This window comes from Dyella terrae (assembly GCF_004322705.1).
GTDB classification, from domain to species: domain Bacteria; phylum Pseudomonadota; class Gammaproteobacteria; order Xanthomonadales; family Rhodanobacteraceae; genus Dyella_D; species Dyella_D terrae.
The window spans coordinates 1811590-1834157 of sequence record NZ_SIZZ01000001.1; the positions used below are offsets into that span (position 1 = coordinate 1811590).

Annotated in this window: 18 protein-coding genes; 12 read left to right on the top strand and 6 right to left on the bottom strand. The window is 62.2% G+C overall.

Features of this window, described 5'->3' with window-relative positions; genetic code table 11:
- Positions 1-6: 6 nt before the first annotated feature.
- Positions 7-1062 carry a lytic transglycosylase domain-containing protein gene (locus EYV96_RS08115; protein ID WP_240732373.1) on the bottom strand — a complete coding sequence of 352 codons (1056 nt, stop codon included), beginning with the start codon at positions 1060-1062 and terminating at the stop codon, positions 7-9.
- Between the two features lie 278 nt (positions 1063-1340).
- Between EYV96_RS08115 and miaB the strand changes: the two genes are divergently transcribed.
- Positions 1341-2669: a tRNA (N6-isopentenyl adenosine(37)-C2)-methylthiotransferase MiaB gene (miaB, locus tag EYV96_RS08120; protein ID WP_131150924.1), complete on the top strand. Its 1329-nt coding sequence runs from the start codon at positions 1341-1343 to the stop codon at positions 2667-2669.
- A gap of 132 nt (positions 2670-2801) precedes the next feature.
- On the opposite strand, the gene EYV96_RS08125 is transcribed toward miaB, so the two are convergent.
- Genes EYV96_RS08125 through EYV96_RS08140 form a run of 4 tightly spaced genes read right to left on the bottom strand, consistent with a single transcriptional unit; the run spans position 2802 to position 6500 of the window.
- Positions 2802-3911: an ABC transporter permease gene (locus tag EYV96_RS08125; RefSeq protein ID WP_131150925.1), complete on the bottom strand. Its 1110-nt coding sequence runs from the start codon at positions 3909-3911 to the stop codon at positions 2802-2804.
- Entirely contained in the window at positions 3908-4843 is a 936-nt protein-coding gene (locus EYV96_RS08130; RefSeq protein WP_131151548.1) for an ABC transporter ATP-binding protein, read from the bottom strand. The genes EYV96_RS08125 and EYV96_RS08130 overlap by 4 nt, the downstream gene beginning before the upstream one ends.
- Positions 4844-4869: 26 nt before the next feature.
- Positions 4870-5826 carry an HlyD family secretion protein gene (locus EYV96_RS08135; RefSeq protein ID WP_131150926.1) on the bottom strand — a complete coding sequence of 319 codons (957 nt, stop codon included), beginning with the start codon at positions 5824-5826 and terminating at the stop codon, positions 4870-4872.
- Positions 5823-6500 carry a TetR/AcrR family transcriptional regulator gene (locus tag EYV96_RS08140; RefSeq protein ID WP_131150927.1) on the bottom strand — a complete coding sequence of 226 codons (678 nt, stop codon included), beginning with the start codon at positions 6498-6500 and terminating at the stop codon, positions 5823-5825. The genes EYV96_RS08135 and EYV96_RS08140 overlap by 4 nt, the downstream gene beginning before the upstream one ends.
- Before the next feature lie 134 nt (positions 6501-6634).
- Between EYV96_RS08140 and EYV96_RS08145 the strand changes: the two genes are divergently transcribed.
- The 5 genes from EYV96_RS08145 to EYV96_RS08165 all read left to right on the top strand — a co-directional run bounded on the left by EYV96_RS08145 (position 6635) and on the right by EYV96_RS08165 (position 11490).
- The gene (locus EYV96_RS08145; protein ID WP_131150928.1) at positions 6635-7615 is read left to right on the top strand and encodes a PhoH family protein; all 981 of its coding nucleotides are present in this window, start codon (positions 6635-6637) and stop codon (positions 7613-7615) included.
- Complete coding sequence (ybeY, locus tag EYV96_RS08150; RefSeq protein ID WP_131150929.1) at positions 7612-8088, top strand: rRNA maturation RNase YbeY; 477 nt, start codon at positions 7612-7614, stop codon at positions 8086-8088. Before EYV96_RS08145 ends, ybeY begins: the two co-directional genes overlap by 4 nt.
- Before the next feature lie 150 nt (positions 8089-8238).
- A complete protein-coding gene (locus EYV96_RS08155; protein ID WP_131150930.1) occupies positions 8239-9087 on the top strand; it encodes a CorC family transporter in 849 nt (282 codons plus the stop codon).
- A 102-nt stretch (positions 9088-9189) separates the two neighbouring features.
- Positions 9190-10407 (top strand): lipoprotein N-acyltransferase Lnb domain-containing protein, encoded by a 1218-nt coding sequence (locus EYV96_RS08160; protein ID WP_131150931.1) that lies wholly within the window; start codon positions 9190-9192, stop codon positions 10405-10407.
- 66 nt (positions 10408-10473) lie between these two features.
- The gene (locus tag EYV96_RS08165) at positions 10474-11490 is read left to right on the top strand and encodes a magnesium and cobalt transport protein CorA (RefSeq protein WP_131150932.1); all 1017 of its coding nucleotides are present in this window, start codon (positions 10474-10476) and stop codon (positions 11488-11490) included.
- Between the two features lie 65 nt (positions 11491-11555).
- Here EYV96_RS08165 and EYV96_RS08170 read toward each other — a convergent pair whose 3' ends face one another.
- The gene (locus tag EYV96_RS08170) at positions 11556-13631 is read right to left on the bottom strand and encodes a S9 family peptidase (RefSeq protein WP_131150933.1); all 2076 of its coding nucleotides are present in this window, start codon (positions 13629-13631) and stop codon (positions 11556-11558) included.
- Positions 13632-13740: 109 nt separating this feature from the next.
- Here EYV96_RS08170 and EYV96_RS08175 point away from each other — a divergent pair, with 109 nt between their 5' ends.
- The 6 genes from EYV96_RS08175 to EYV96_RS08200 all read left to right on the top strand — a co-directional run bounded on the left by EYV96_RS08175 (position 13741) and on the right by EYV96_RS08200 (position 22563).
- Complete coding sequence (locus EYV96_RS08175) at positions 13741-15480, top strand: peptide MFS transporter (RefSeq protein WP_131150934.1); 1740 nt, start codon at positions 13741-13743, stop codon at positions 15478-15480.
- Positions 15481-16009: 529 nt separating this feature from the next.
- Positions 16010-16447: a pilin gene (locus tag EYV96_RS08180; RefSeq protein ID WP_131150935.1), complete on the top strand. Its 438-nt coding sequence runs from the start codon at positions 16010-16012 to the stop codon at positions 16445-16447.
- 333 nt (positions 16448-16780) lie between these two features.
- Positions 16781-17242 carry a pilin gene (locus EYV96_RS08185; protein ID WP_131150936.1) on the top strand — a complete coding sequence of 154 codons (462 nt, stop codon included), beginning with the start codon at positions 16781-16783 and terminating at the stop codon, positions 17240-17242.
- Positions 17243-17278: 36 nt separating this feature from the next.
- Positions 17279-19345 (top strand): tetratricopeptide repeat protein, encoded by a 2067-nt coding sequence (locus EYV96_RS08190; protein WP_131150937.1) that lies wholly within the window; start codon positions 17279-17281, stop codon positions 19343-19345.
- Positions 19342-21357 carry a hypothetical protein gene (locus EYV96_RS08195; protein ID WP_131150938.1) on the top strand — a complete coding sequence of 672 codons (2016 nt, stop codon included), beginning with the start codon at positions 19342-19344 and terminating at the stop codon, positions 21355-21357. The genes EYV96_RS08190 and EYV96_RS08195 overlap by 4 nt, the downstream gene beginning before the upstream one ends.
- Positions 21358-22563, top strand: a complete 1206-nt coding sequence (locus EYV96_RS08200; protein WP_240732374.1) for a DegT/DnrJ/EryC1/StrS family aminotransferase — start codon at positions 21358-21360, stop codon at positions 22561-22563.
- The last annotated feature ends 5 nt before the right edge of the window (positions 22564-22568 follow it).

The window sequence follows — 22568 nt, forward strand, 5'->3', positions numbered from 1 at the left end:
AGCCAGTTAGCCCTGTCCCGCTCCGACACCCGCGGCGCTGGCGGTGGTCGGCTGACGGATGGCCAGACCGTAGCGCTTGCGCAACGTACCCACGCGCTCGACGTAAACCTGGGTTTCGGCATAGGGCGGCACCCCGCTATACCGTTGCACGGCGCCAGCGCCTGCGTTGTAGGCCGCCGCCGCCAGGCGCTCGTCACCCTTGAAGTTCCTGAGCAGCAACGCGAGGTAACGCGCGCCGCCGCGGATGTTCTGGTCAGCATCAAAAGCGTCGCGCACACCCATGTCGCCTGCTGTGCCTGGCATCAGCTGCATCAGGCCCTGCGCACCTTTGATCGACAGTGCGCGCGGGTTATAGGCACTTTCCGCATGGATGATGGCGCGAAGAAAGGCCTCGTCCACGCCAAACTCCATCGCCGCCGAGCGAATGGTGTCGGCGTACGCCGTCATGTTGAGGCGCACGCTGTCCCAGTGGATCGGCGAATGAAGATTGCAGGCGACGCACGTCGAGATGTAGGTGAACAACATGGTCACCGTACGTCCCTTCTGACCGCTTGGCGTGAGGTTGGTGTACTCCACGCTGCCATCGGCGCGCACCACGCGATAGACCGCGCCACGAAGGACGCGGTCGCCACTCGATACCGACACGGTGGCGGTCTGCGCATCGGCATCCGCATCCGGCTTGCGCGATTCACTGTATGCCCACTGTCCGGCCTTGCCCGCCGGCACCTTGTCTTCGAGCGAACGGGTTTGCGCTGAACCTCTGACCTCGGCGGTGGACGCCAGCTGACCCGGCGGAACGGGCTGGGCCGTGGTGGTAACGCTCCCCTTCACCCAGGCCAGCGAGGCGGTGGGTGCGGCGGGTTTCGCGGGCAAGGAGGCCGGCGCAGCCTTTCGGCGGACAGGCGCGTCCGGCACCGAGGCCATGCGCTGGCAGTTCTGGTAGCCCTGGGTGCTGCTGCTATAGACCGCCTCTCCCGATACCCCGGTACAGCGGTAAAGCCCGCCCGCATGCGCAGGAGCAAGCCAACCCGCCGCCAGGAGCAGGACGCACAGGCGCGCCACCCGGCCTCCAAGGGCCCGGGAGCGTCCACTCCGCGAGGGTGCGCCGCTTCCCCCATGTCGCACGGCATCCAACATGGCGCGGAGTGTGCGCCCACGCGCAGGCCGCCGCCAAGCGGAAACATTCCGATTCGTGCGCCCGGACAAACAATCGGCGCCCCTCCACAAACCTGCGCAAGTCCCTGATCCCACAAGCGAGACGGGTGGCAGCCAGCCCTGCCCCGGCGTAAACTACGCGGTTCGGCGACTCCCGCCCTTCAGACTCCCACCGGTACCAAGCCATGAGCGGCAAGCTTTTCATCAAGACCCACGGCTGCCAGATGAACGAGTACGACTCGACCAAGATGGCCGACGTCCTCAAGGCATCCCATGGCCTGGAGCTCACCCAGGACGAGTCCGAGGCGGATGTCATCCTGATCAATACCTGCTCGATCCGCGAAAAGGCCCAGGAAAAGGTGTTCAGCCAGCTCGGTCGCTGGAAGGAGCACAAACAGGGCGGCAAGCCGGTCCTGATTGGCGTCGGCGGATGCGTGGCATCCCAGGAAGGCGAGGCGATCATCAAGCGCGCCCCGTACGTGGACCTGGTGTTCGGCCCGCAAACCCTGCATCGCCTGCCGGAACTGATCGAAGCCAAGCGCAGCACCGGCAAGGCCCAGGTGGACGTCAGCTTCCCGGAAATCGAGAAGTTCGACAGCCTGCCCGAGCCGCGCGCTGAAGGCCCAACCGCCTTCGTGTCGATCATGGAAGGCTGCTCCAAGTACTGCTCGTACTGCGTGGTGCCCTACACCCGCGGCGAAGAAATCAGCCGCCCCTTCGACGACGTCATCGTCGAGGTCGCTCAGCTGGCCGCCCAGGGCGTGCGCGAAGTGAACCTGCTCGGCCAGAACGTGAACGCCTACCGCGGCGCCACGCATGACGGCGGCGTGGCCGATCTTGCCGTGCTTATCCATGCCATCGCCCAGATCGAGGGCATCGGCCGCATCCGTTTCACCACCTCGCATCCGCTGGAGTTCTCCGACTCGCTGATCGAGGCCTACGCCAACGTGCCGCAGCTGGCCAACTACCTGCACTTGCCGGTGCAGGCCGGCTCCGATCGCATTCTCAGTGCCATGAAACGCGGCTACACCGCGATCGAGTTCAAGCAGAAGATCCGCAAGCTGCGGGCCGTGCGCCCGGACATCTGCGTCTCCTCGGACTTCATCGTCGGCTTTCCCGGCGAAACTGACGATGACTTCGAAAAGACCATGAAGCTGATCGATGACGTCGGCTTCGACCAGAGTTTCTCCTTCATCTTCTCCTCGCGCCCGGGCACCCCGGCGGCCAACCTGGCCGACGACACGCCGATGGCGGTGAAGCACCAGCGTCTCGAACGCCTGCAGGCGACGATCAACAACAACGCGCGTCAGATCAACGAAGCGATGGTCGGCTCGGTGCAGCGCGTGCTGGTGGAAAAGGTCAGCAAGAAGAACGAGCACGAGTTGACCGGCCGTACCGAGAACATGCGCTTCGTGAACTTCCCCGCGCCAGCGAAGTTGATCGGCCAGTTCGTGGACGTAGTGATCACCGAAGCCATGACGAATTCCCTGCGCGGCCGCCTCGCAGCGGGGTGAAGTCGCTCGCTTTGCTCGCTGTGAATTCGGCTGCTGGCGCAGCCTGTGAACGGTAAACGGTAAGAGCCAGTGCTCGCTGCCTCAGCTATTACCGTTTACTGTTTACCGTTCACAGGCTGCGCCAGCAGCCGCTCAATCTAGCCGCTTGCGGAACCGCAGGATCGCCGCCGTCATCATCACGGCGGTAAAGGCCACCAGCGCAAGCACATCCACCCACATCTCCCACAGTCCCGCACCTCGCAGCATTACGCCGCGAATCAGGCGCAGGAAGTGCGTGAGCGGAAGCACCTCGGCAATCCACTGCGCCACGCGCGGCATGCCCGCGAACGGGAACATGAAACCCGAAAGCAGGATCGATGGCAGGAAGATGAAGAATGTCATCTGCATGGCCTGGAACTGGGAGGTCGCGCGCGTGGAGATCAGCAGGCCCAGGGTGAGGTTGGCAAGGATCAGCAACATGGCTGCCAGATAGACGTCCAGCAGGCTGCCGCTGATCGGCACGTCAAAAAGCCAGCGACCCAGCGCAAGGATGACCGACACCTGGATCAGGCCAATGGCGATGTACGGCAGCACTTTGCCGATCATCAGTTCCGCACTGGTCAGCGGCGTGGCGATCAGCAGTTCCATGTTGCCGCGCTCGCGTTCGCGCACGATGGCAATGCCGGTGAACAGCACCATGGTCATGGTGAGAATGACGCCTACCAGTCCCGGCACGATGTTCACAGCAGAACGTCGTTGGGGATTATAGAAACTGACGATACTGATCGCGCCCTGGGGCGGCGTACTGACGATGGGCGAACGCGTGTCCGGCGCAGCGCTGTTGACCGGCACCTGCGCAAGCTGGGCCGCGGCACTTTGCACCACATTGTCGCTGCCATCGACCAGGATCTGCGCAACGGGACGGCCGTCGATGCGACGTCGCTCGAAGTCCGGCGGAATCGTCACGCCCAGGCTGATGTCGCCGCGTCGAAGCAGCGCCATCAACGCTTCGGGCGTGGTCTCGTGATAACGGGGCGACATGACGCCCGTAGCGAGCATGTCCATCACCAGCGCGCGCGAGCCGCTGGTATTGGCCTGATCCACGATCCCGGCATCCAGTCCGCGCAAGTTGGTGTTGATCGCATACCCGAACAGCACCAGCTGGATGACCGGAATGCCTACGATCATCGCCAGCGTCACGCGGTCGCGGCTCATCTGCCGCAACTCCTTCACCACGATGGCCCAGAGGCGACGCCAGCTCATGCTGCCTGGTCCTCGCGCTGTCCGGCCTGCCGTGTCACGGCAACGAAGACGTCTTCCAGATTGGGCTCTGCGGCCTGCACCTGCGCCTGCAGGCCCGACTTGCCGATGATCTGCTTGAGCTGACCCAGGCCGTCGCCCTGCTCCTGCGGCTGCATCAGGACGCGAAGCACGTTGCCCACCTGCGCCACACCAAGCACGGCTGGCTGATCGACCAAGGCCTTCTGCACGCGGCGCGGATCGGTGCTTTCCACGACGAACGCGCGCCCCTCGAGCTTGCCAGTCAGCTCCGCCGGCGTGCCATCCGCGACGAGGACGCCATGGTTGAGAATGGCCAGCCGATGACAACGCTCGGCTTCATCCATCAGGTGCGTCGACACGAGCAGCGTGGTGCCGGCGTCCGCCAGTTCGAACAGCTTTTCCCAGAAGTCGCGCCGCGATTCGGGATCGACCGCGCTGGTCGGCTCGTCGAGGAACAGCAACTCTGGATCCTGGATAACGGCACACGCCAGCGCCAGGCGCTGCTTCTGGCCACCGCTCATGGTGCCGGCGAGTTGCTTCTGGCGATCGCTGAAGTGGTACTGCTCGATCAGTTCGTCGACGCGTCCCTTCATCTTCGCCTTGGGTACGCCTTGCACCGCGGCCATGAATTCCAGGTTTTCGCGGACGGAAAGGTCTTCGAAGAGCGAAAACTTCTGCGTCATGTAGCCGATGCGTGAGCGCAGTTGTTCGGCCTGCTCCGGGATGCGAAGGCCAAGCACATCAATGTCACCTTCTGTCGGCGTCAGCAAGCCGCAAAGCATGCGGATCGTGGTGGACTTACCCGAACCGTTCGGCCCGAGAAACCCATAGACGTGTTTGGCAGGGACCTGCAGATCGACATGATCGACGGCCGTGAACTCACCGAAACGCTTGGTCAGCCCGCGCGCGCGAATCGCCATCTCCTCGCGCATGTCCGCACTCATTTGCCGCCCCCGACCAACTCGGCTCGAATGGGCAAACCCGCGGGAAGCTGCGCCGCGTCGGCGCCAAGCGTGACTTCAGCCAGATAGCTCAAGCGCTGCGCGTCGTCGCCAATCAGTGCGTAGTACGGCGTGAAGTCCGGCTCGCTGCGAATCATGCGCACCTTGCCTTCGAACACCTGGTCGCGCCCGTCGACATGGATCCGCATGCGATCGCCAACATGCACGCTCGCACGCATGGGTTCCTGCACATAGATGCGCGCATAGGGAGCATCGCCCGCCAGCAGCACCACCAAGGGCGCACCGATGGGAGCCTGGTCTCCGAGTTTATACGGGAGGCTATCGACGCGAGCTTCGCGTGGCGCGACCACGTCGAGTTTGGTCAGCACCACTTGCTGTGCCTGCGCCTGTGCCTTCGCGGCAGCCAGCGCGGATTCGCCCTGGGCGATCTGTTCCGGACGCGTACCGTTGAGCAGTTCATCCAGCGCCGCCTTCGCCGCCGCCACCTGCCCATCGGCGTTTCCTGCGGCGGCGCGTGCCCGGTCGATGTCGGATCCAGCGACGTAATTGTCATGTTCCAGGGGTAGCAAGCGCTGGTAGTAGGCACGTGCATCACGCGCCTGCGCTTGCGCGGAAGCCAGATCGGCCCGCGCCTTGGCGATGTCCTCCTTGCGCGGCCCCACTTGCAGTTCAAGCAGTGCGGCCTGCTGTTGCGTGGCCTGCGCCTGGGCGGCCGCGAGGTTGGCTTGCGTCTGCGCAGGATCGAGTTTCAGCAGGGGCTGGCCGGCTTTCACCGTGTCGCCTTCACGCACGCTGATATCGACGACCCGCTCGGCGACCGGAGCAGGCATCGTGATCCGATCAAATTCGAGCGTGCCAAGTGCCTGCGGGGGCGACTTCGAACAAGCCGACAACAGCAGGACGGCGAGGACCGCAGTCCAGGGGCGAATCTTCATGGAGAGGACTCCTCGTTTGGAGCGGCGATGCCTGACGACAACAAGGCAAGCGTGTGCCGGGCCATGGCCTGGGGATCGAGATCGTCCGCCTCGAATACGCGTCGCCAGATGGGTGCGCCTGCAGCGGGAAACAGCGTCAGGCCGACGAGCGACACGACCAGCAGACGCGGATCGAGCGCGCGATTGAGCAGGCCGTTTTCCTGCGCCTGCGCGAATCGCTGCGCCAACATGCGGGGAAGGTTCGGGAGGATCTCGCTGAAGAGGATCTCGCGCAGTTCGCCGCCTTCGCAGAGGACTTCCCTCACCCAAAGCGGCGGAAGCCACGGATTGCGGGAGACCACTTCGCTCATGCCGCCCACGAAGGTGGCGATGAGGTCCGCGGGATAGAGCTTCTCCGCCAGCGCCGCACGGGTAGGAGCCAGCGCCGGCAACAGGCGCTCCTGGATCAGGGCCTGTTTGAGTGCCTGCTTGTCGCCGAAGTAGTAGTGGAGCATGGCCGGCGTCACCCCGGCTTCCTGCGCAATCGTCCGTAGCGACGTGGCCGCAATGCCTTCCTGGGCAAAGCGATTGATCGCCACGTCCAGCAGGCGCGCCCGCAGGTCCGGCTCGTCCCGGCCGGGGCGTCCGGCGCCACGCTTGCCGCTGGCGCGTCGAGGGGTCTTGGCTGAAGTCATGTAACTTAAATTAATTACCTGTTTAATTAATCGCAAGTGCCGCTTCCGGGCCTGAGATTGGCGTCCACCCCATCCACGGCGGATGAAACGGGAAGTAGCCGCCTACACATCGCCCGCGCTACTCTCGCGCGCCTATGACTGAGCTCAATCAGCGCGACTTCGCGCTAGAACCCGAAGACAACGCCCGCCTCGCCAACCTCTGCGGCCCCTTTGACGAACATCTGCGGCAGATCGAACTGCGCCTGGGCGTGGAACTGAACCATCGCGGCAACCTGTTCCAGGTGATCGGCGAGGAGGCGGCCACGCGGGCCGCCGAAAAGGTCCTGCAGGCGCTTTACGCCACCACCGACAACGAATCGCTGACCGGCGCGCGCATCAATCTGCATCTGGCCGAATCCGGTATCGACGCCATCACCGCCGAAGCCGCTGAAGGCGCGCAAGAGGTGGTGATCAAGGTCAAGCGCGGCGTGATCAAGGGCCGCGGCCCAAACCAGGCGCGCTACCTGCATGCCATTACGTCGCATGACATCAACTTCGGCGTCGGCCCCGCCGGTACCGGCAAGACGTATCTTGCCGTCGCCAGCGCCGTCGAAGCACTGGAAGCCAACCGCGTCCAGCGCTTGCTGCTGGTGCGCCCCGCCGTCGAAGCCGGCGAGAAGCTTGGCTTCCTGCCGGGTGACCTGTCGCAAAAAGTCGACCCCTACCTGCGCCCGCTCTACGACGCGCTTTACGAAATGCTCGGCTTCGAAAAAGTCGCCAAGCTGATCGAGCGCAACGTCATCGAGATCGCGCCGCTGGCTTATATGCGCGGCCGAACGCTCAACGACTCCTACGTCATCCTCGATGAAGCCCAGAACACCACTGTTGAGCAGATGAAGATGTTCCTCACCCGCATCGGCTTCGGCTCGGTGGCCGTGATCACCGGCGACGTCAGCCAGATCGACCTGCCCCGCCATGTGCGCTCGGGCCTGCGCCATGCCATCGAAGTGCTGCGTGGCGTCGACGGCATCAGCTTTACGTTCTTCACCTCGCGTGACGTGGTTCGCCACCCGCTGGTGGCCAAGATCGTCCGCGCCTACGAGGCCTTCGAGCAGGCCAGCGAGGAACAGCGGTGAGCCGCGAAGCCCCCGAGCTCCAGCTGACCGTAGGCTATGGCGCACCCCGCGCCGGCGTGCCCTCGGCCGCCAGCTTCCGGCAGTGGGTTGAGGCGGCCTTGCATGGCGCGCGCCGGCGCAAGGCCACCGAACTCTCGATCCGCATCGTCGATGCCGGGGAAGGCCAGGCCCTCAACCGTGACTACCGCGGCAAGGACTACGCCACCAACGTGCTCTCCTTCCCCGCCGAACTGCCGCCGGGGGTGAAGCTTCCCCTGATCGGCGACCTCGCCATCTGCGCGCCGGTCGTTGCCCGCGAGGCCGTCGAACAGGGCAAAAAGCCCCGCGACCATTGGGCTCACATGACCGTCCATGGCGTGCTCCACCTCCTCGGCTACGACCACATCGAAGACGACGAGGCGGAAAAAATGGAGGCACTGGAGACCCGCGTGCTGGCGGGCCTGGGGATCGCCGATCCGTATCAGGAGCACTGACGGACAAGGTGGCGCGGGTGCCCGGCGAAGCCCGTGAAGGGCTTCTGCACAACCGCCCGAGACCTTGTCCCAGCCTTAGATCCTGAATTGTCACAAGATTTCGGCTAGACTGACCTTTCCGCCCGTCTCCGGGCAGCATCCGCAAGAGTAATGAACGAGGACCCTGGCAGTACCAGCGGCCCGGCTCACCGCAAGTGGTGGGATCGACTGGGCCACCTGTTTTCCGGCGAACCGCGCAATCGCCAGGAGCTCATTGAAGAGCTGCGCACGGCACAGGCCAACGGCCTGATGTCCAACGACACCCTGACCATGGTCGAGGGTGCCATCAAGGTCACCGAACTGAGCGTGGACGATGTCATGGTCCCGCGCGCGCAGATCGTGATGCTTTCGGCCGACGCCCCCCTGCGCGAGATCCTCGACACCGTCGTGGAATCCGGCCACTCCCGCTTCCCCGTGCACGGCGACGACAAGGACGAGATCCTTGGCATCCTGCTGGCCAAGGATCTGCTGCGATTCGTCGGCAACGACGAGCCTTTCAGCATCGGCAGCATCCTGCGCCCTGCCGTGCTCATCCCCGAGGCCATGCGCCTCAACGTGCTGCTGGCCGAGTTCCGCCACACCCGCAACCACATGGCGCTGGTGGTGGATGAGTACGGTGGCGTCGCAGGCCTCATAACCATCGAGGACGTGCTCGAACAGATCGTCGGCGAGATCGACGACGAGCATGACGACGAGGTAGAGCCGGAGCTGATGCACGAACAAGCCGGCGGCGGCTGGCTGGTCAGCGCGCTGACGCCGATCGCCGACTTCAACGAACAAAGTGGCTCCAGCTTCTCCGACGAGGAGTTCGACACGGTGGGTGGCATGGCCACCTCCGAGTTCGGTCATTTGCCGGAGGTCGGCGAGGAAATCGCCATTGGCGACTACCTGTTCCACGTCACCGAGGCCGACGATCGTCGCGTCCAGGAATTCCGCGTGAGCCGTCTGGCGGCGGAATAGCCCACGGCTCGTTCCCCCTGCGGGAACGAGCCTGATCCTCAAAACTTCTCACCCCGACCTGGCCCCGCTACAGTTCCCGCCATTGCCTTGCCGGAACCGTCCATGCGCCTGATTGCCCGACTGTGCTGCGTCCTCACCCTTTTCCTGGGATGGGCGTCCATCGCACATGCAAGCGTGTCGAACGCACCCGGCGCCAATCTCGAAGTGTCGCTGATCACCTACGGACCCGGCGAAACCTATTGGGAACGCTTCGGCCACGATGCGATCCAGGTGCGCGACACCGTCAGCGGTGAATCCGTCGACTTCAACTACGGCGTCTTCGATTTCGACGAACGCGGCTTCCTGCTCAACTTTGCCCGCGGCCGCATGCATTACCTGATGGATGCCGGTTACAGCGAATCCGACCAGCGCTACTACCGTGAATCCGGCCGCTCGATCACCCGTCAGGTGCTCAACCTGACGCCCGATCAAACGGCCGCGCTGCGGGATTTCCTTTTGTGGAACCTCAAGCCCGAGAACGCGCGCTACGACTACGACTACTACGCCGACAACTGCACCACGCGCGTGCGCGATGCGCTCGACAAGGCCCTGGGTGGCGTACTGAAGGCACAGATGCAGGCGCGTGCCGGCGGCATGACATACCGCCAGCAAACCGCCCGCCTGATGAGCGCGCAGCCCTGGCTGATGCTGGTCCTGGATCTGGGCCTCGGCCCCTATGCCGATCGCCCGCTCACTGCCTGGGAGGAAAGCTTCCTGCCGATGGTGCTGCAGCGTGAAGTCGCCCATGTCATGGTGGCTGACGGCCATGGCGGCCAGCGTGCCCTCGCAGGTGAAGGCGAGATCCTTTCGCCCAATCGCCTCGACGTGCCGCCGGAGCAAGCGCCCGACCTGCGACCGACCCTCGCCCTTGCCGGCCTGATCCTTGCGCTGCTTATCCTTGGATGCGCCCGCTTCTGGCCGCTCGGCTACGCGCTGCTCGGTACGGTCTATCTGGTTGCCGCAGGTGTCGTCGGATTGCTGCTGATCATCCTGTGGACGCTCACCACGCACCATTCCGCCTGGGCCAACGCCAACCTGCTGATGTTCAGCCCGCTGGCCTTCGTGCTGATCCCCTCCGTCTGGCGCGCGCGCCGCGGCGTGGCCGCCAGCCGCCGCATCGATGCCGTCATCGCGATGCAGTTGATCGCGCTTTTGGTTGCGCTCGGCCTCCATTTGTTGCCGGGTGTGGTGCAAGAGAACCAGCCGTGGCTGCTGTTCGGGCTTCCGGTCTGGCTGGCGCTCGCCTGGAGCCTGCGCCGAGGCTTGCGGCGCGTCGGCTGACCGTCGCCATCACACGCCAGTCACACTGCAATTGCCCCGCCATGATGCGCTAGGCATCATGTGCGCATGGCTCCGACGACAATCACCACCGCCGCACCCGACAGTAAGTCGGGCGTCATCAACTGCGTCGCCTACAACATGCGCGACGGCAAGCGTATCGGCGACATTACGCTTGATGCGATCAGCGATGTCCTGAAGGAGCCAGATACGTTTGTCTGGGTCGGACTGCATGAACCGGATGAGCCCTTGCTGCTGAAGATGCAGGAGGAGTTCGACCTGCATGATCTTGCGATCGAGGATGCCCAGCACGCCCATCAGCGCACCAAGATCGAGACGTACGGCGACTCATTGTTCGTCGTGGTGCAGACGGCGCAGCTGGTCAACGGCCACATCGCGTTTGGCGAAACGCATATCTTCCTCGGGCCGCGCTATCTGGTAACCGTGCGCCACGGAGCCTCGCTCTCTTACGCGCCAGCCCGCCGCGCCTGTGAAAACACCCCGGAGCTGCTCGCACTCGGCCCGAGCTATGGCCTCTATGGCGTGCTCGACTTCATCGTCGACAACTTGCTGCCGATCGTGCGCGAGTTCCGGGAAGAATTGCAGGAGCTCGAAAAAGACATCTTCGCGGACACCTTCCGTCGCGCCACGGTCCGTCGCCTGTACGACATGCAGCGTGACTTGATGACCTTGCGGCTGGCCGTGGCGCCACTGCAGGACATCATCAGCCAGCTCGTGCGCATGCACCCGCACCTGATCCAGGACGAGTTGCGGGCGTATTTCCGCGACGTGTACGACCACGTCTTCCGCGTCAATGAATCCATCAGCGCGATGCGCGAAATGCTTGCCGCGGCGATCAACGTCAACCTCTCGCTGGTGACCTTCAACCAGAACGAAGTGATGAAGAAGCTCGCCGGCTGGGCCGCCATGCTCGCTGCGCCGACGCTCATCACCAGCTGGTACGGCATGAACTTCACCCACATGCCCGAACTGAGCCAGCCGTGGGCCTATCCGGCGATCATGATCACCGTGGTCTGTCTGGTGGGCGGAATCTATGTGGGCTTGAGGCGGGCGAAGTGGTTTTAGTCGATCAGTGATGACCCATAGAAAAACGGCGGCCATGGGCCGCCGTTTTTCGTTGACTCGCATCGTTACTGCTTAGGTGCCGTCCACTGCTTCAACCACGCATTCACCGTCTCATGCCACTGCACGCTGTTCTGCGGCTTGAGCACCCAGTGGTTCTCATCGGGGAAGTGCAGGAACTGGCTGGGAATGCCACGGCGCTGCAAGGCCGTGAACGCACTCAGGCCCTGCGTGTCGGGAATGCGATAGTCCTTGCCGCCATGCACGACGAGCATCGGCACGCGCCAATCCTTCACATGATTGACCGGATTGAAGCGCTCGTAGTTCTGCGGGTGCTCGTACTGCGTGCCACCGTTTTCTTTCTCTTCGAACCACAGCTCTTCGGTTTCGTAGTACATGGCGCGCGCATCGAACACACCGTCGTGGTCGACCAGGCACTTCCACGGCTCGTTCCACACGCCGGCGATCCAGTACACCATGAAGCCGCCGTAGCTGGCGCCGAGTGCACACGCGCGATCACCATCGAGGAAGCTGTACTTGCTGAGCGCGGCCTTCCAGCCGGCCTTAAGGTCATCGAGCGGCTTGCCGCCCCAGTCGCCCGAAATGGATTCGGTGAAGGCCTGGCCGTAACCGGTCGAACCGTGGAAGTTCACCGTGACGACGGCAAAGCCCTGGCCCGCGTAGGTCTGCGCGTTCCAGCGATAGCTCCAGGCGTTGTTCATCGCACCCTGCGGGCCGCCGTGGATGATGAAGGCGACCGGGTACTTCTTGCTCGACTTGTAGCCGACCGGCTTCACCACATATCCCTGCACCGTCTCGTTGTTCCAACCCTTGAAGGTGAAGAACTCCGGCTCGCCCATCTGGGTGTTCTTGAGGCGTTCGGCGTTGTAGTGCGTGACCTGCTTGAGGCTCTTGCCGCGCAGGTCGGCGACATAGAGATCGGCTGGGCGCTTGAGGTCATCGCGCGACAGCAGCAGGCGCGTCTTGCCGATGGCGAAGCCACCGATGGCACCGTCGGTCACCAGCTTGGTCACCTTGCCGGTGGCCGGATCGATGGCAAACAGCGGATGCTGGCCGTTGTCGTCGGCGGTGGCGTAAAGCGTCTTGCCGTCCGCGGAGATCTTCAGGCCGCCAGCAGAGCGATCCCAGTTCGGTGCCACTTCATGGGCCTGCCCCGAGGACAGGTCCAGCGCAGTGATGCCGAAGCGATCGGCTTCCGAACCCGGCTCCTTCATGGCGAGGTAGTACAGCGTCTTGCCATCCGGCGAAGCGACCGGACCGGCGTCCCAGGCAAGATTGGCGGCGGTCAGATTCTTCGGCGCTTCGGAGGCGTCGGACGGCACGCTGTAGACGTCGAAGTTGGTCGACCACGGCTCGGTCTTGCCTGCGATGCGCGCACCGAAGTACACGGTCTTGCCATCGGGCGAGAAGCTGAATTCGTCATCGCCACCAAACGGCTTGCTCGGCACGTCGCCGTCGATGCCGCGAGTCAGCAGGCGCGGCTGTTCTTCGGCGCCATGGACGTCGGTGATGTAGAGCTGGGCGCGACGGCCGTCCGCCCAGGTATCCCAGTGACGCACGAAGAGCTTGGTGTAGACCGTGCCGGTCGACTTGTCGGCTTCGCGACCGTCGAGGCGCTCCTTGGTGCAGGCCAGGTCGGCGCAATCGGTGAAGACGTCGAACGTCAGCAGGACTTGCTTACCATCGGGCGACAGCTTGAAGCCATTGACGTCGATGGGCGCATGCGTGACCTGGCTCGGTGCCGCAGCGGTCTTGCCGAGCAAGCCCTTGGCCGGCTCCTTCGAGCCCCAGTGCCACAGCTGCGACACGCCATCCTTCGCGGCGAGGTAATACACCGAGCCGTCGGCCGCCCAGCGCGGCGACGAACCCTTCTCGATGATCTTCTTCGGCTGGCCACCCTGCTCCAGGTCGAGCACATAGATGGCGGTGTTGCCCTTGTTGGCGGCGTAATCGGTGCTGCGCACCGTGTACAGCGCATAGCGTCCATCCGGGGACAGCTGCGGATCGCCGACGCGATCCATCATCACCAGGTCGCGGATATTGAATGGATGGGGGCCACGGTCCGCGGCCACGGCGGCCGTGGACGCCAGCGAAAGCGCCAGCGCGAGGTACAGGGGTTTCATCGGGGGATTCCCTTGGCGTTGCAAAGTCATGACGGTACGGGGGCGGCGGGCCGGAAGCAAGGCGGGTCCGGCTGGCTATACTCGGCTCTTTTGTGCCGCCCGCCCTGCCATGACCCAGTCGCACGCCCCTGCCATCCCATCCCTCCCGGATACCCGCGCCGACGAGCTGTTCGGCCACCCGAAAGGGCTCTACGTCTGCTTCTTCACCGAGATGTGGGAGCGGTTTTCGTTTTACGGCATGAAGGCACTGCTGGCGCTGTACCTGATCAAGCACCATGGCTTCAACGACGTTGAAAGCCTGTCGGTGATCGGTGCCTATGGCGGGCTGGTATACGCCACGCCGGTGCTCGGCGGCCTGCTGGCCGACCGCTTCCTGGGCATGCGCAAGGCGGTGGTCCTCGGCGGAGTCTTGCTTTGCCTGGGACACCTGGGCATGGCCGTGGAGGGCCACGCCGCCACCATCGGACCCGATGGCATCGTCCATCGTGACCTGTTCGCGCTGAGCGTGTTTTACCTGTCGCTTGCGCTGATCATCAGCGGCGTCGGCTTCCTCAAGCCCAATATCTCGACCGTCGTCGGCAAGCTGTATCCCAAGGACGACCCGCGCCTGGATTCGGGCTTCACCCTGTTCTATGCCGGCATCAACGTGGGTGCTCTGTTTTCCGCGCTGATCTGCGGCTACCTGGGCGGCCGCTTCGGCTGGGGTTACGGCTTTGGCGCGGCGGGCATAGGTATGCTGGCGGGCCTGACGGTTTTCCTGACCGGACAGAAGTACCTGCAGGGCCACGCGGAACCCACCAACCCGGAAGCCCTGCGCCGCAAGGTACTCGGCCCGATCAACCTCGAGTGGACGATCTACCTGTGCTCGGCGCTGGCGCTGCCGCTGCTCTGGGGCCTGATGCAGCTCGGCCACGCCGTGCTCTGGCTGCAGCTGGCGACCATGGCCGGCTGGCTGGGCTGGCTCGGCTGGTATGTCACTGTGCGCTGCACGAAGGTGCAGCGACAGCAGATGATCGCCTGCGTGTTCTTCGTCGCCATCTGCCTGCTGTTCTTTTCGCTGTATGAGCAGACGTACGGCTCGTGGGTGCTGTTCAACGACCGCATGCTGACCAAGGACCTGTTCCCGTCCCTGGTGGCGCGCGAGGGGCATCCGGTGCCGTGGTCGGTGATTCCTTTGGTGCTGAGCCCCTTCATGGTGGCTGCCGCCCTGCGCATGCGCAGCGGCCGCCTGCCCGGTCTCCTGCTCGGCTCGCTGACGCTGATGGGCATGGTGCTGATCGTGCGCGACTGCGTGGTGCTGCCGCAGAACGCCAGTTCGCTCACCTACCTCGGTGCCCTCTTTATCGTGCTGCTGTCTCCGATCATGGCGTGGCTGTGGCCGTTTCTTGATCGCTTCGGCATGAATCCGTCCAAGCCGGTGAAGAGCGCGATTGGTCTGGCGTTTGCGGGACTGGCCTTCCTGCCGCTGATGGCGGCGAACCAGACGGTGACGCCGGATGCACTGGGAAGCGTGTGGTGGATCGTGCTGGCTTATCTGCTGATCGAGATTGGCGAGGTGGCCTTGTCACCGATCGGCCTTTCGGCAGTGACCCAGCTATCGGTGCCCGCCGTGACCGGCCTGATGATGGGCGCCTGGTGGCTCGGCACGTCGCTGTCGGAACAGCTGGCCGCCATCTTCGGCAAGTTCGCGGCGCTCGACATTCCGCCGGTTGGGAAGATCGACCTGGCGGTGGCGACGGCGAAATATGGGGAGTTGTTCCAGCATATGGTGTGGCTGGGGCTGGGGTCGGCCGTGGTGGCGTTGGTGATGGCGCCCGTTGTCAAGAAGTGGATGCATGGGGTGAGGTGAGGCATGAGTCGCCTCACTCGACACCAGGAGCGGCAGTGAACGTATCGGATAAAGGGACTTGGCGCAGCGATGAGTGATTCGAAGCGAGCGCGTGCCCTTAAGGATGCCTATGGCACATGCAGCGACTGTCGTCGCCGACAGTCTTCGCGACGTCCGATAGCCCCTACCTGTCGGTCCGGCTGCATCTTTTCGACGACTCTATCGACCGGCATTCATTGACCCTCATTGCCAGGTCTTGCCAGATGCCTTGACCGTCGTGCTGCGAATGGCCGCTGGTCGTCGCTGCGTACCAGCGCGCAGATTGACAGGCGCCGGATGGCTCACGGCGCGACGCCCCCTAGCGTGACGATCAGTAGCTTTGTTTCTGAGCGAGGCCCCGACTGGATTTCTGCGCGGGTCCAAAAACGAAGGCCAGGCAATAGTCGCCCAAGCGGTGATCTAATTCACAATTTCTGACGAGGCTCACCGCGACTGAGCCCGTTGGTACACCTCGTGCAGGCCATGCGACATCTTCCAGGGGGATATGTCCATGTCGCCGTTGCGGCCAGTTCGAGGCTTTACACTGATCGAGTTGATGATCGTGGTGGCAATCATTGCCATCCTGGCGGCAATCGCCATCCCGGCCTATCAGGACTACACCATCCGCGCGCAGGTCTCCGAAGGCATGAGCCTGAGTACCGGTGCGAAGGCAGCCGTATGGGACTTTCTGTCCAATCGCGGCCGCTACCCGAGTCAAAATGCTTCGGCGGGCCTGGCGAGCAGTACATCGATCGTAGGCAATTACGTGTCGAGCGTGGATGCTTCCATGGGCAAGATCTCCATTGCGTTCAAGGGCCCCAGGGCCAACAAGCAGATTGCCAGTCAACTGCTGATTCTTTCGCCAGTGACTCATACCGGCAGCATCACCTGGACCTGCGTTCCCAGCACCCTGAACGCCAAGTACCTGCCGGCAAGCTGCCGCAAGTAAGCAGTCACAAGGGCAGCCGGTGACAAAAAACGTCACTTGATGCCCTGCGCCGACACCCCGGCCCAGACGTCTTACATGTCACATTTTGGGGTATCCGCCGGCACAGTTCCCATCAGCTTGTGGACATTCGTGACGCGGGGCACAATCGCCGCTCCCGCTCTCATGCGGGAATATAAAGGCGGCAAACATGGCATATAAGCTGCTTGAATTTGCCGCGAGCTTCCTGGTCGTTCCGACCGCAAGTTATGGGGTCCAATCCCGCCTAGGGGGATTCGGGACTGGGGCTCAGGGGGCATCACTACGGTTAGCTAACCAAGAAACAGAGGAACCATCATGAAGAACGTGCAGAAGGGCTTTACCCTGATCGAACTGATGATCGTGGTTGCGATCATCGCGATCCTCGCCGCCATCGCCATCCCGGCCTACCAGGACTACACCATCCGTTCGCAGGTTTCGGAAGGTCTGAGCCTGGCTGACGGTTCCAAGACCGGCATCGCCGAGTTCTTCACCAACCACGGCACCCTGCCGACCAACAATGCCTCGGCCGGCCTCGCCAGCCCGTCCAGCATCGGCGGCAACTACGTGGGTAGCGTGACGGTGGCCAATGGCATCATCACCGTGAAGTACGGTCCCGACCAGAACCCTGCCTTCGGCACCAAGATCAACGCCAAGGCGACTGGCAAGCAACTGATCCTTTCGCCGACCGCCAGCGTGGGCTCGGTCGCCTGGACCTGCAAGGTCACGGGTGCCGCTAAACCGCTCGACGCGAAGTACCTGCCCGCCTCCTGCCGTTAATCGGTAGCAGCACGGTAGTTTCTCTGGGGCCGCCTTGTGCGGCCCCAGATGTTTTGGGAGGGGATAATCATTACTGCGTCGCTGTCTTCGCGCTGGCTGACCCTGCTCGCCGGCCTCGCCATCATCTGCATCGCCTGGTTCGTGTATGCACCCGGACTGCATGGCGCCTTTCTGTTCGACGACTTCGCCAACCTGCCCTCGCTGGGTGCCAGCGGCCCCATCGACAACTGGCCGGCGTTCTGGCGATACATCACTTCGGGTACGGCTGACCCTACGGGGCGCCCGCTATCTCTGCTCAGCTTTCTGATCGACGCCCAAGACTGGCCAGCTTCACCCTATCCGTTCAAGCGCACGGGCCTGATCCTGCATTTGCTCAACGGCACCCTGCTGGCCTTGTTGCTGCGTCAGTTGGGCCTGCGCCTGTTTTCGCCCACCGTCGAAAATCAGCGCGCTACGCGACAGATCGAAGCGGCCGCCGTGCTTGGTGGCGCCTTCTGGTTGCTGCATCCGCTACTAGTGTCGACCACGCTGTACGTGGTGCAGCGTGAGGCCATGCTGCCCTTCAGTTTCGCCATGATCGGCGCGCTATGCTGGCTCAAGGGCCGAGATGCGGCATCACGCAACGATAAGCTTCGCGCCTGGCTTTGGCTGATCACAGGCCTGCCGCTTTGCACCTTGTTAGGCATTCTTTGCAAGGCCAACGGCATCCTTCTGCCCGCATTGATCCTGCTGATCGAATGCTTCATTCCGCAACGACCCACGTTGCGCAGCTATCGCGTCGGCATGACTTTGTTCGCGGTGGTTCCAACCTTATTCGTCTTTGCCTATCTCGCCTATGAGGGTTGGCACGGCATCTTTCGTGGCATTTCCGCTGTGCGTCCGTGGACGCTTGTGCAACGCCTCATGACCGAGCCACGCGTGCTCATGCAGTACCTGGATCTATTATGGCTGCCGCGCCCATACACCACAGGCCTTTTCAACGACCAGGTGCATGCCTCAACATCGCTGATCTCGCCGATCACCACACTAATTTCCTTGATCTGCGTGGCCGCCCTTATCGCCATGGCAATCAAGCTACGCCGTACACGGCCGGCGCTTGCATTGGCGATCCTGTTCTTTTTCGTAGCTCACCTGCTCGAATCTTCCACAGTCGCGCTGGAACTTTACTTCGAACATCGAAACTACTTGCCTGCGGCTCTGATGTTCTGGCCGTTGTCGCTTTGGCTTTGCGGAGTCCGGTCGACAACCCCGGCGGTGCCAATCGCCAGCCTCACTGCCCCACCGATGGCGCTCCGCGCGACGCTCGGCTGCATCCTCATCGCCGGCCTTGCCTGCATGACATGGGCCCGCGCGGATCTCTGGGGCAACGAGAATGAGCAGGCACTGCTGTGGGCACGCATGAATCCCGGCTCCCCACGCGCCATGACCAACGCTGCGTTGGTTGAAATGCAAATGGGTCATCCCGAGCTAGCAGTCGCACGATTGGTGCCCGCACAAAAGCTGGCACCTAATGAGGTGCAAATCGCCCTCAACCTTCTGGCTGCACGCTGCAGCATGGGAAGCGTCGACAACTCCACCGTTGATGCCGCACTGAACGCCCTGCGTACCACCCGGGACCCGGGCGCATTCTTGATGAAGTGGATGGGCTCAGCGATCTGGCAAGCACGCGAGAGCAGCTGCCCCGCGCTCGGACTGGATGCTCTTGGCAACATGCTCGACGCAGCGCAATCCAACCCTTATCTGACCAGTCAACCTGGACGGAGGCAGGACCTTTACTCCCTGCGCGGACAATGGATACTCGCCCGGGGCGGCGGGGGACAGGCTGCCCTGAACAATTTCAACAAAGCGCTCGACGAACAGGTTCGCGCATCGGCGGCGTTCCAGCACGCCGGGATACTGGCCACCGCGGGCTACCCTGCCCTGGCACTGGCGCACCTGGACTATTTCGAAGCCAGAAGACTAAGGGAGTCCCGGCCGCCGTTCGGCATGCCACGCATCCATGCCTGGGTACTTGAGCGCCAGGACTACTGGAATCGCGAACTGGTACGGCTGCGCGCTACGCTAGCGCAAGACATCGCGGCCCAAGCGAGAAGCAAGGAATGATGCGCAAACCGTTGCCCAATGCCAACCGCTGGCTGCTCCTGATTGGCCTGCTGCTGACCATCGTGATCTACGCGCCGGGCCTGAGCGGGGCCTACCTATTTGACGACTTCCCCAACATCGTCGACAACAAAGGGGTACAACCTTCCGACGCATCACTTGGATCGCTCGTACGAGCAGCGCTGTCATCACCATCCAGTGAGTTCAAGCGACCACTAGCATCGCTAAGTTTCGCCATCAACTTTCTCATCTCGGGCCTAAACCCGTTCTGGATGAAGCTCACCAACCTGGGGCTTCACCTAATCAACGGCTGCCTGGCCTACTTCCTGGCCGGCTCGATTCTCCGGTCAATTCGCGCAAGTCGCGGGCCGCATATCCAGACAACAACGACCTCAGAAGCAGACCGCCTTACTGCGGCATGGATCGCTTTCGCATGGCTGGTCCTCCCCATAAACCTCACATCGGTGCTCTATGTTGTGCAGCGAATGGAGGCACTTGCAGCGACGTTCATTTTCCTTGGTCTCGCTCTCTATTTGCAGGGAAGGGAGCGCATGCTCTCGATGCGCAAAGGAGGATCGTTTCTATGCGCTGCGAGCATAGTCGGCTGCACGTCGATCGGCCTGCTTGCCAAAGAAACGGCAGTCATGTTGCCGTTCTACGCATTCCTGACCGAATGGATCGTGTTTCGATTCCGCGCAAATTCGTCCCGGATAGACAAAACCATCTCGACAATTTTCATCGCCACTCTCGGCGTTCCCTTGATTCTCGGCTTAGCGTGGCAGGCTCCCGCATTGATTCAGTCATCGCACTGGAGCAACAGGGACTTCACCCTGAGCACGCGCTTACTCACGGAAGCAAGAGTTGTCGTTGACTACATCGCTTGGACCTTAGCACCCGCACCAGGCGGCCTGTCCTTCTATCATGACGACTACCCGGTATCGGCTGGCCTGCTAAACCCGTGGACCACACTGGCGTCCATAGTCTTCCTTGCAGCCCTTGCACTAACTTGCTGGAAGCTAAGAAAGCGTTACCCAGCGGCCTCATTGGGCATCGCATACTTCCTTGGCTGTCATTTGCTAACAGGCACCGTACTTCCGCTTGAACTGGTCTACGAGCACCGAAACTACTTCGCCACATTCGGCTTAATGCTGACCATAGTTCCCGTTCTGGCTTCCAGTCCAAAGCCCGAGCAGCATGAAACAGCATCCAGCCGCATTAGCCTTGCGCCGCGACACCTGCTCTTCGGCGTGCTCGTCGCATACTGGATTGCGCTTACGTCATTCACATCATACGCATGGGGCTCCCCACTGCGCCTGGCGATCGATCTTGCAGCCCGCGGGCCGAACTCCCCCAGGGCGCAATATGAGCTAGGCCGCATGTATATTTTGCTTTCGCAGTACAACCCAAAGTCCCCCTATACGAAAGCGGCTTATGAACCGCTGGAGAAATCCGCCTCGTTGCCTGGCTCAACCATTCTTCCTGAGCAGGCACTCATCTTCATGAATGCGAGAATGGGCGTGCCACTTCAGGATCGGTGGTGGTCGAGCATGTACGCAAAGCTCAAAGGCAAAAAGCCAGGCGTTCAGGATGAGAGTTCGCTCGAGTCACTTACCCAGTGCATGATCGAAAAGCGCTGCGAACTCCCGCAGGAGCGAATGACTTCAGTATTTCTTGCTGCGCTCTCGCACGAGCGACCCAGTGCGCGCCTGCTCGCAATCTATAGCAACTACGCCTGGAATGTTCTGGGTGAACGTGATCTCGCAGAAGGAACCATTCGGGACGCGATCATCCGGGCACCAAATGAGCCTGCCTACAGGATCACGCACGCGCGCATGCTAATCGCCCTCGGAAAGACCAATGAAGCCAGCCATGAAATTGACTATCTTGCCCAAATGAACGTCGGCGGGAGCCTTGATCACGCCATCTCCGATCTTCGCAACAGATCCGAAGCGCAATCAGGCCCAAAGACACCCGGCACAGCATCAAGCAGCAGCGCGCCCAACCAGGACCCGTAAATGAACTCGCACCCGACATCAACGGACATGTCCGCTCATAAGCGCATTCTTGGCAAATCCGATCTCGCGATCAATGGTGCAGCGCCGGCATACAAGCAGCCGCTTCACGTGGGTCGTCCGAACATTGGGCCGGAAGACGTCTTCTTCGCAAGAGCTCGCGACATCATGTCGTCTCGCTGGCTCACGAACAATGGCTCCATGGTTCGTGAGCTTGAGTCCCGACTTGCCGAGTATCTTGGTGTTAAACACTGCGTTGCCATGTGCAACGGAACCATTGCTCTCGAAATTGCCATCCGCGCTACTGGCATGACGGGCGAGGTCATCGTACCTTCCTACACCTTTGTAGCAACCGCTCACGCGCTTCACTGGCAAGGCATTACGCCAGTGTTTGCCGATATTGACCCTGACACACACAACCTGGATCCATCATCTGTACGCAATGCGATCACCTCGCGAACGTCCGGAATCATCGGCGTGCACCTCTGGGGGCGTCCCGCACCCGTTGATGACCTGCAGGCAATTGCGGACGAGCACAATCTTTCGCTCATTTTCGATGCGGCACATGCGTTTGGTTGTTCGTACAAGGGAACCATGATTGGCAGTTTCGGGCAGGCCGAAGTACTGAGCTTTCACGCAACCAAGTTCTACAACACGTTTGAAGGTGGCGCTATTGTCACCAACAGCGACGGCCTTGCCGAAACAGCTCGTCTGATGAGGAACTTTGGATTCGCAGGCTATGACAACGTCATTCATCCCGGCACCAATGGCAAGATGGTTGAGATATGCGCTGCCATGGGCCTTACCAACCTCGAGGTCGTGGACAGCGTAGTTCGCAAGAATCGCGATAACCACCAAGCATATGCGGAAGGATTTGCTTCAATCCCCGGCCTACGCATCCTTCCATTTGATGGAAGTGAACGGAACAACTATCAGTATGTCGTCCTGGAGATTGCCCGCGAAAGCCACCTCTCGCGGGATGACATCATCAAGTGCCTGCACGCGGAAAACATACTCGCGAGAAAGTACTTCTGGCCAGGCTGCCACTTGATGGAGCCCTATAGGACGCTGAATCCAACTGCTGGGCAAGCCCTGAGAAACACTGAGGACGTCGCATCTCGCGTCATAGTGCTACCGACCGGCACAATGATCTCCATAGAAGACATCAACACCATTGTGTCAATTATTCGCACGATTGCAGAGCCATAGACCCC

What these genes read in the sequence shown, in the direction of transcription:
- EYV96_RS08160 (WP_131150931.1), top strand. Translation starts at nt 9,190, where the DNA reads ATGCGCCTGATTGCCCGACTGTGCTGCGTCCTCACCCTTTTCCTGGGA.
- EYV96_RS08180 (WP_131150935.1), top strand. Translation starts at nt 16,010, where the DNA reads ATGTCGCCGTTGCGGCCAGTTCGAGGCTTTACACTGATCGAGTTGATG.
- EYV96_RS08200 (WP_240732374.1), top strand. Translation starts at nt 21,358, where the DNA reads ATGAACTCGCACCCGACATCAACGGACATGTCCGCTCATAAGCGCATT.
- EYV96_RS08165 (WP_131150932.1), top strand. Translation starts at nt 10,474, where the DNA reads ATGGCTCCGACGACAATCACCACCGCCGCACCCGACAGTAAGTCGGGC.
- EYV96_RS08155 (WP_131150930.1), top strand. Translation starts at nt 8,239, where the DNA reads ATGAACGAGGACCCTGGCAGTACCAGCGGCCCGGCTCACCGCAAGTGG.
- EYV96_RS08170 (WP_131150933.1), bottom strand. Translation starts at nt 13,631, where the DNA reads ATGAAACCCCTGTACCTCGCGCTGGCGCTTTCGCTGGCGTCCACGGCC.
- EYV96_RS08175 (WP_131150934.1), top strand. Translation starts at nt 13,741, where the DNA reads ATGACCCAGTCGCACGCCCCTGCCATCCCATCCCTCCCGGATACCCGC.
- EYV96_RS08145 (WP_131150928.1), top strand. Translation starts at nt 6,635, where the DNA reads ATGACTGAGCTCAATCAGCGCGACTTCGCGCTAGAACCCGAAGACAAC.
- EYV96_RS08195 (WP_131150938.1), top strand. Translation starts at nt 19,342, where the DNA reads ATGATGCGCAAACCGTTGCCCAATGCCAACCGCTGGCTGCTCCTGATT.
- EYV96_RS08185 (WP_131150936.1), top strand. Translation starts at nt 16,781, where the DNA reads ATGAAGAACGTGCAGAAGGGCTTTACCCTGATCGAACTGATGATCGTG.
- EYV96_RS08135 (WP_131150926.1), bottom strand. Translation starts at nt 5,826, where the DNA reads ATGAAGATTCGCCCCTGGACTGCGGTCCTCGCCGTCCTGCTGTTGTCG.
- miaB (WP_131150924.1), top strand. Translation starts at nt 1,341, where the DNA reads ATGAGCGGCAAGCTTTTCATCAAGACCCACGGCTGCCAGATGAACGAG.
- EYV96_RS08140 (WP_131150927.1), bottom strand. Translation starts at nt 6,500, where the DNA reads ATGACTTCAGCCAAGACCCCTCGACGCGCCAGCGGCAAGCGTGGCGCC.
- EYV96_RS08125 (WP_131150925.1), bottom strand. Translation starts at nt 3,911, where the DNA reads ATGAGCTGGCGTCGCCTCTGGGCCATCGTGGTGAAGGAGTTGCGGCAG.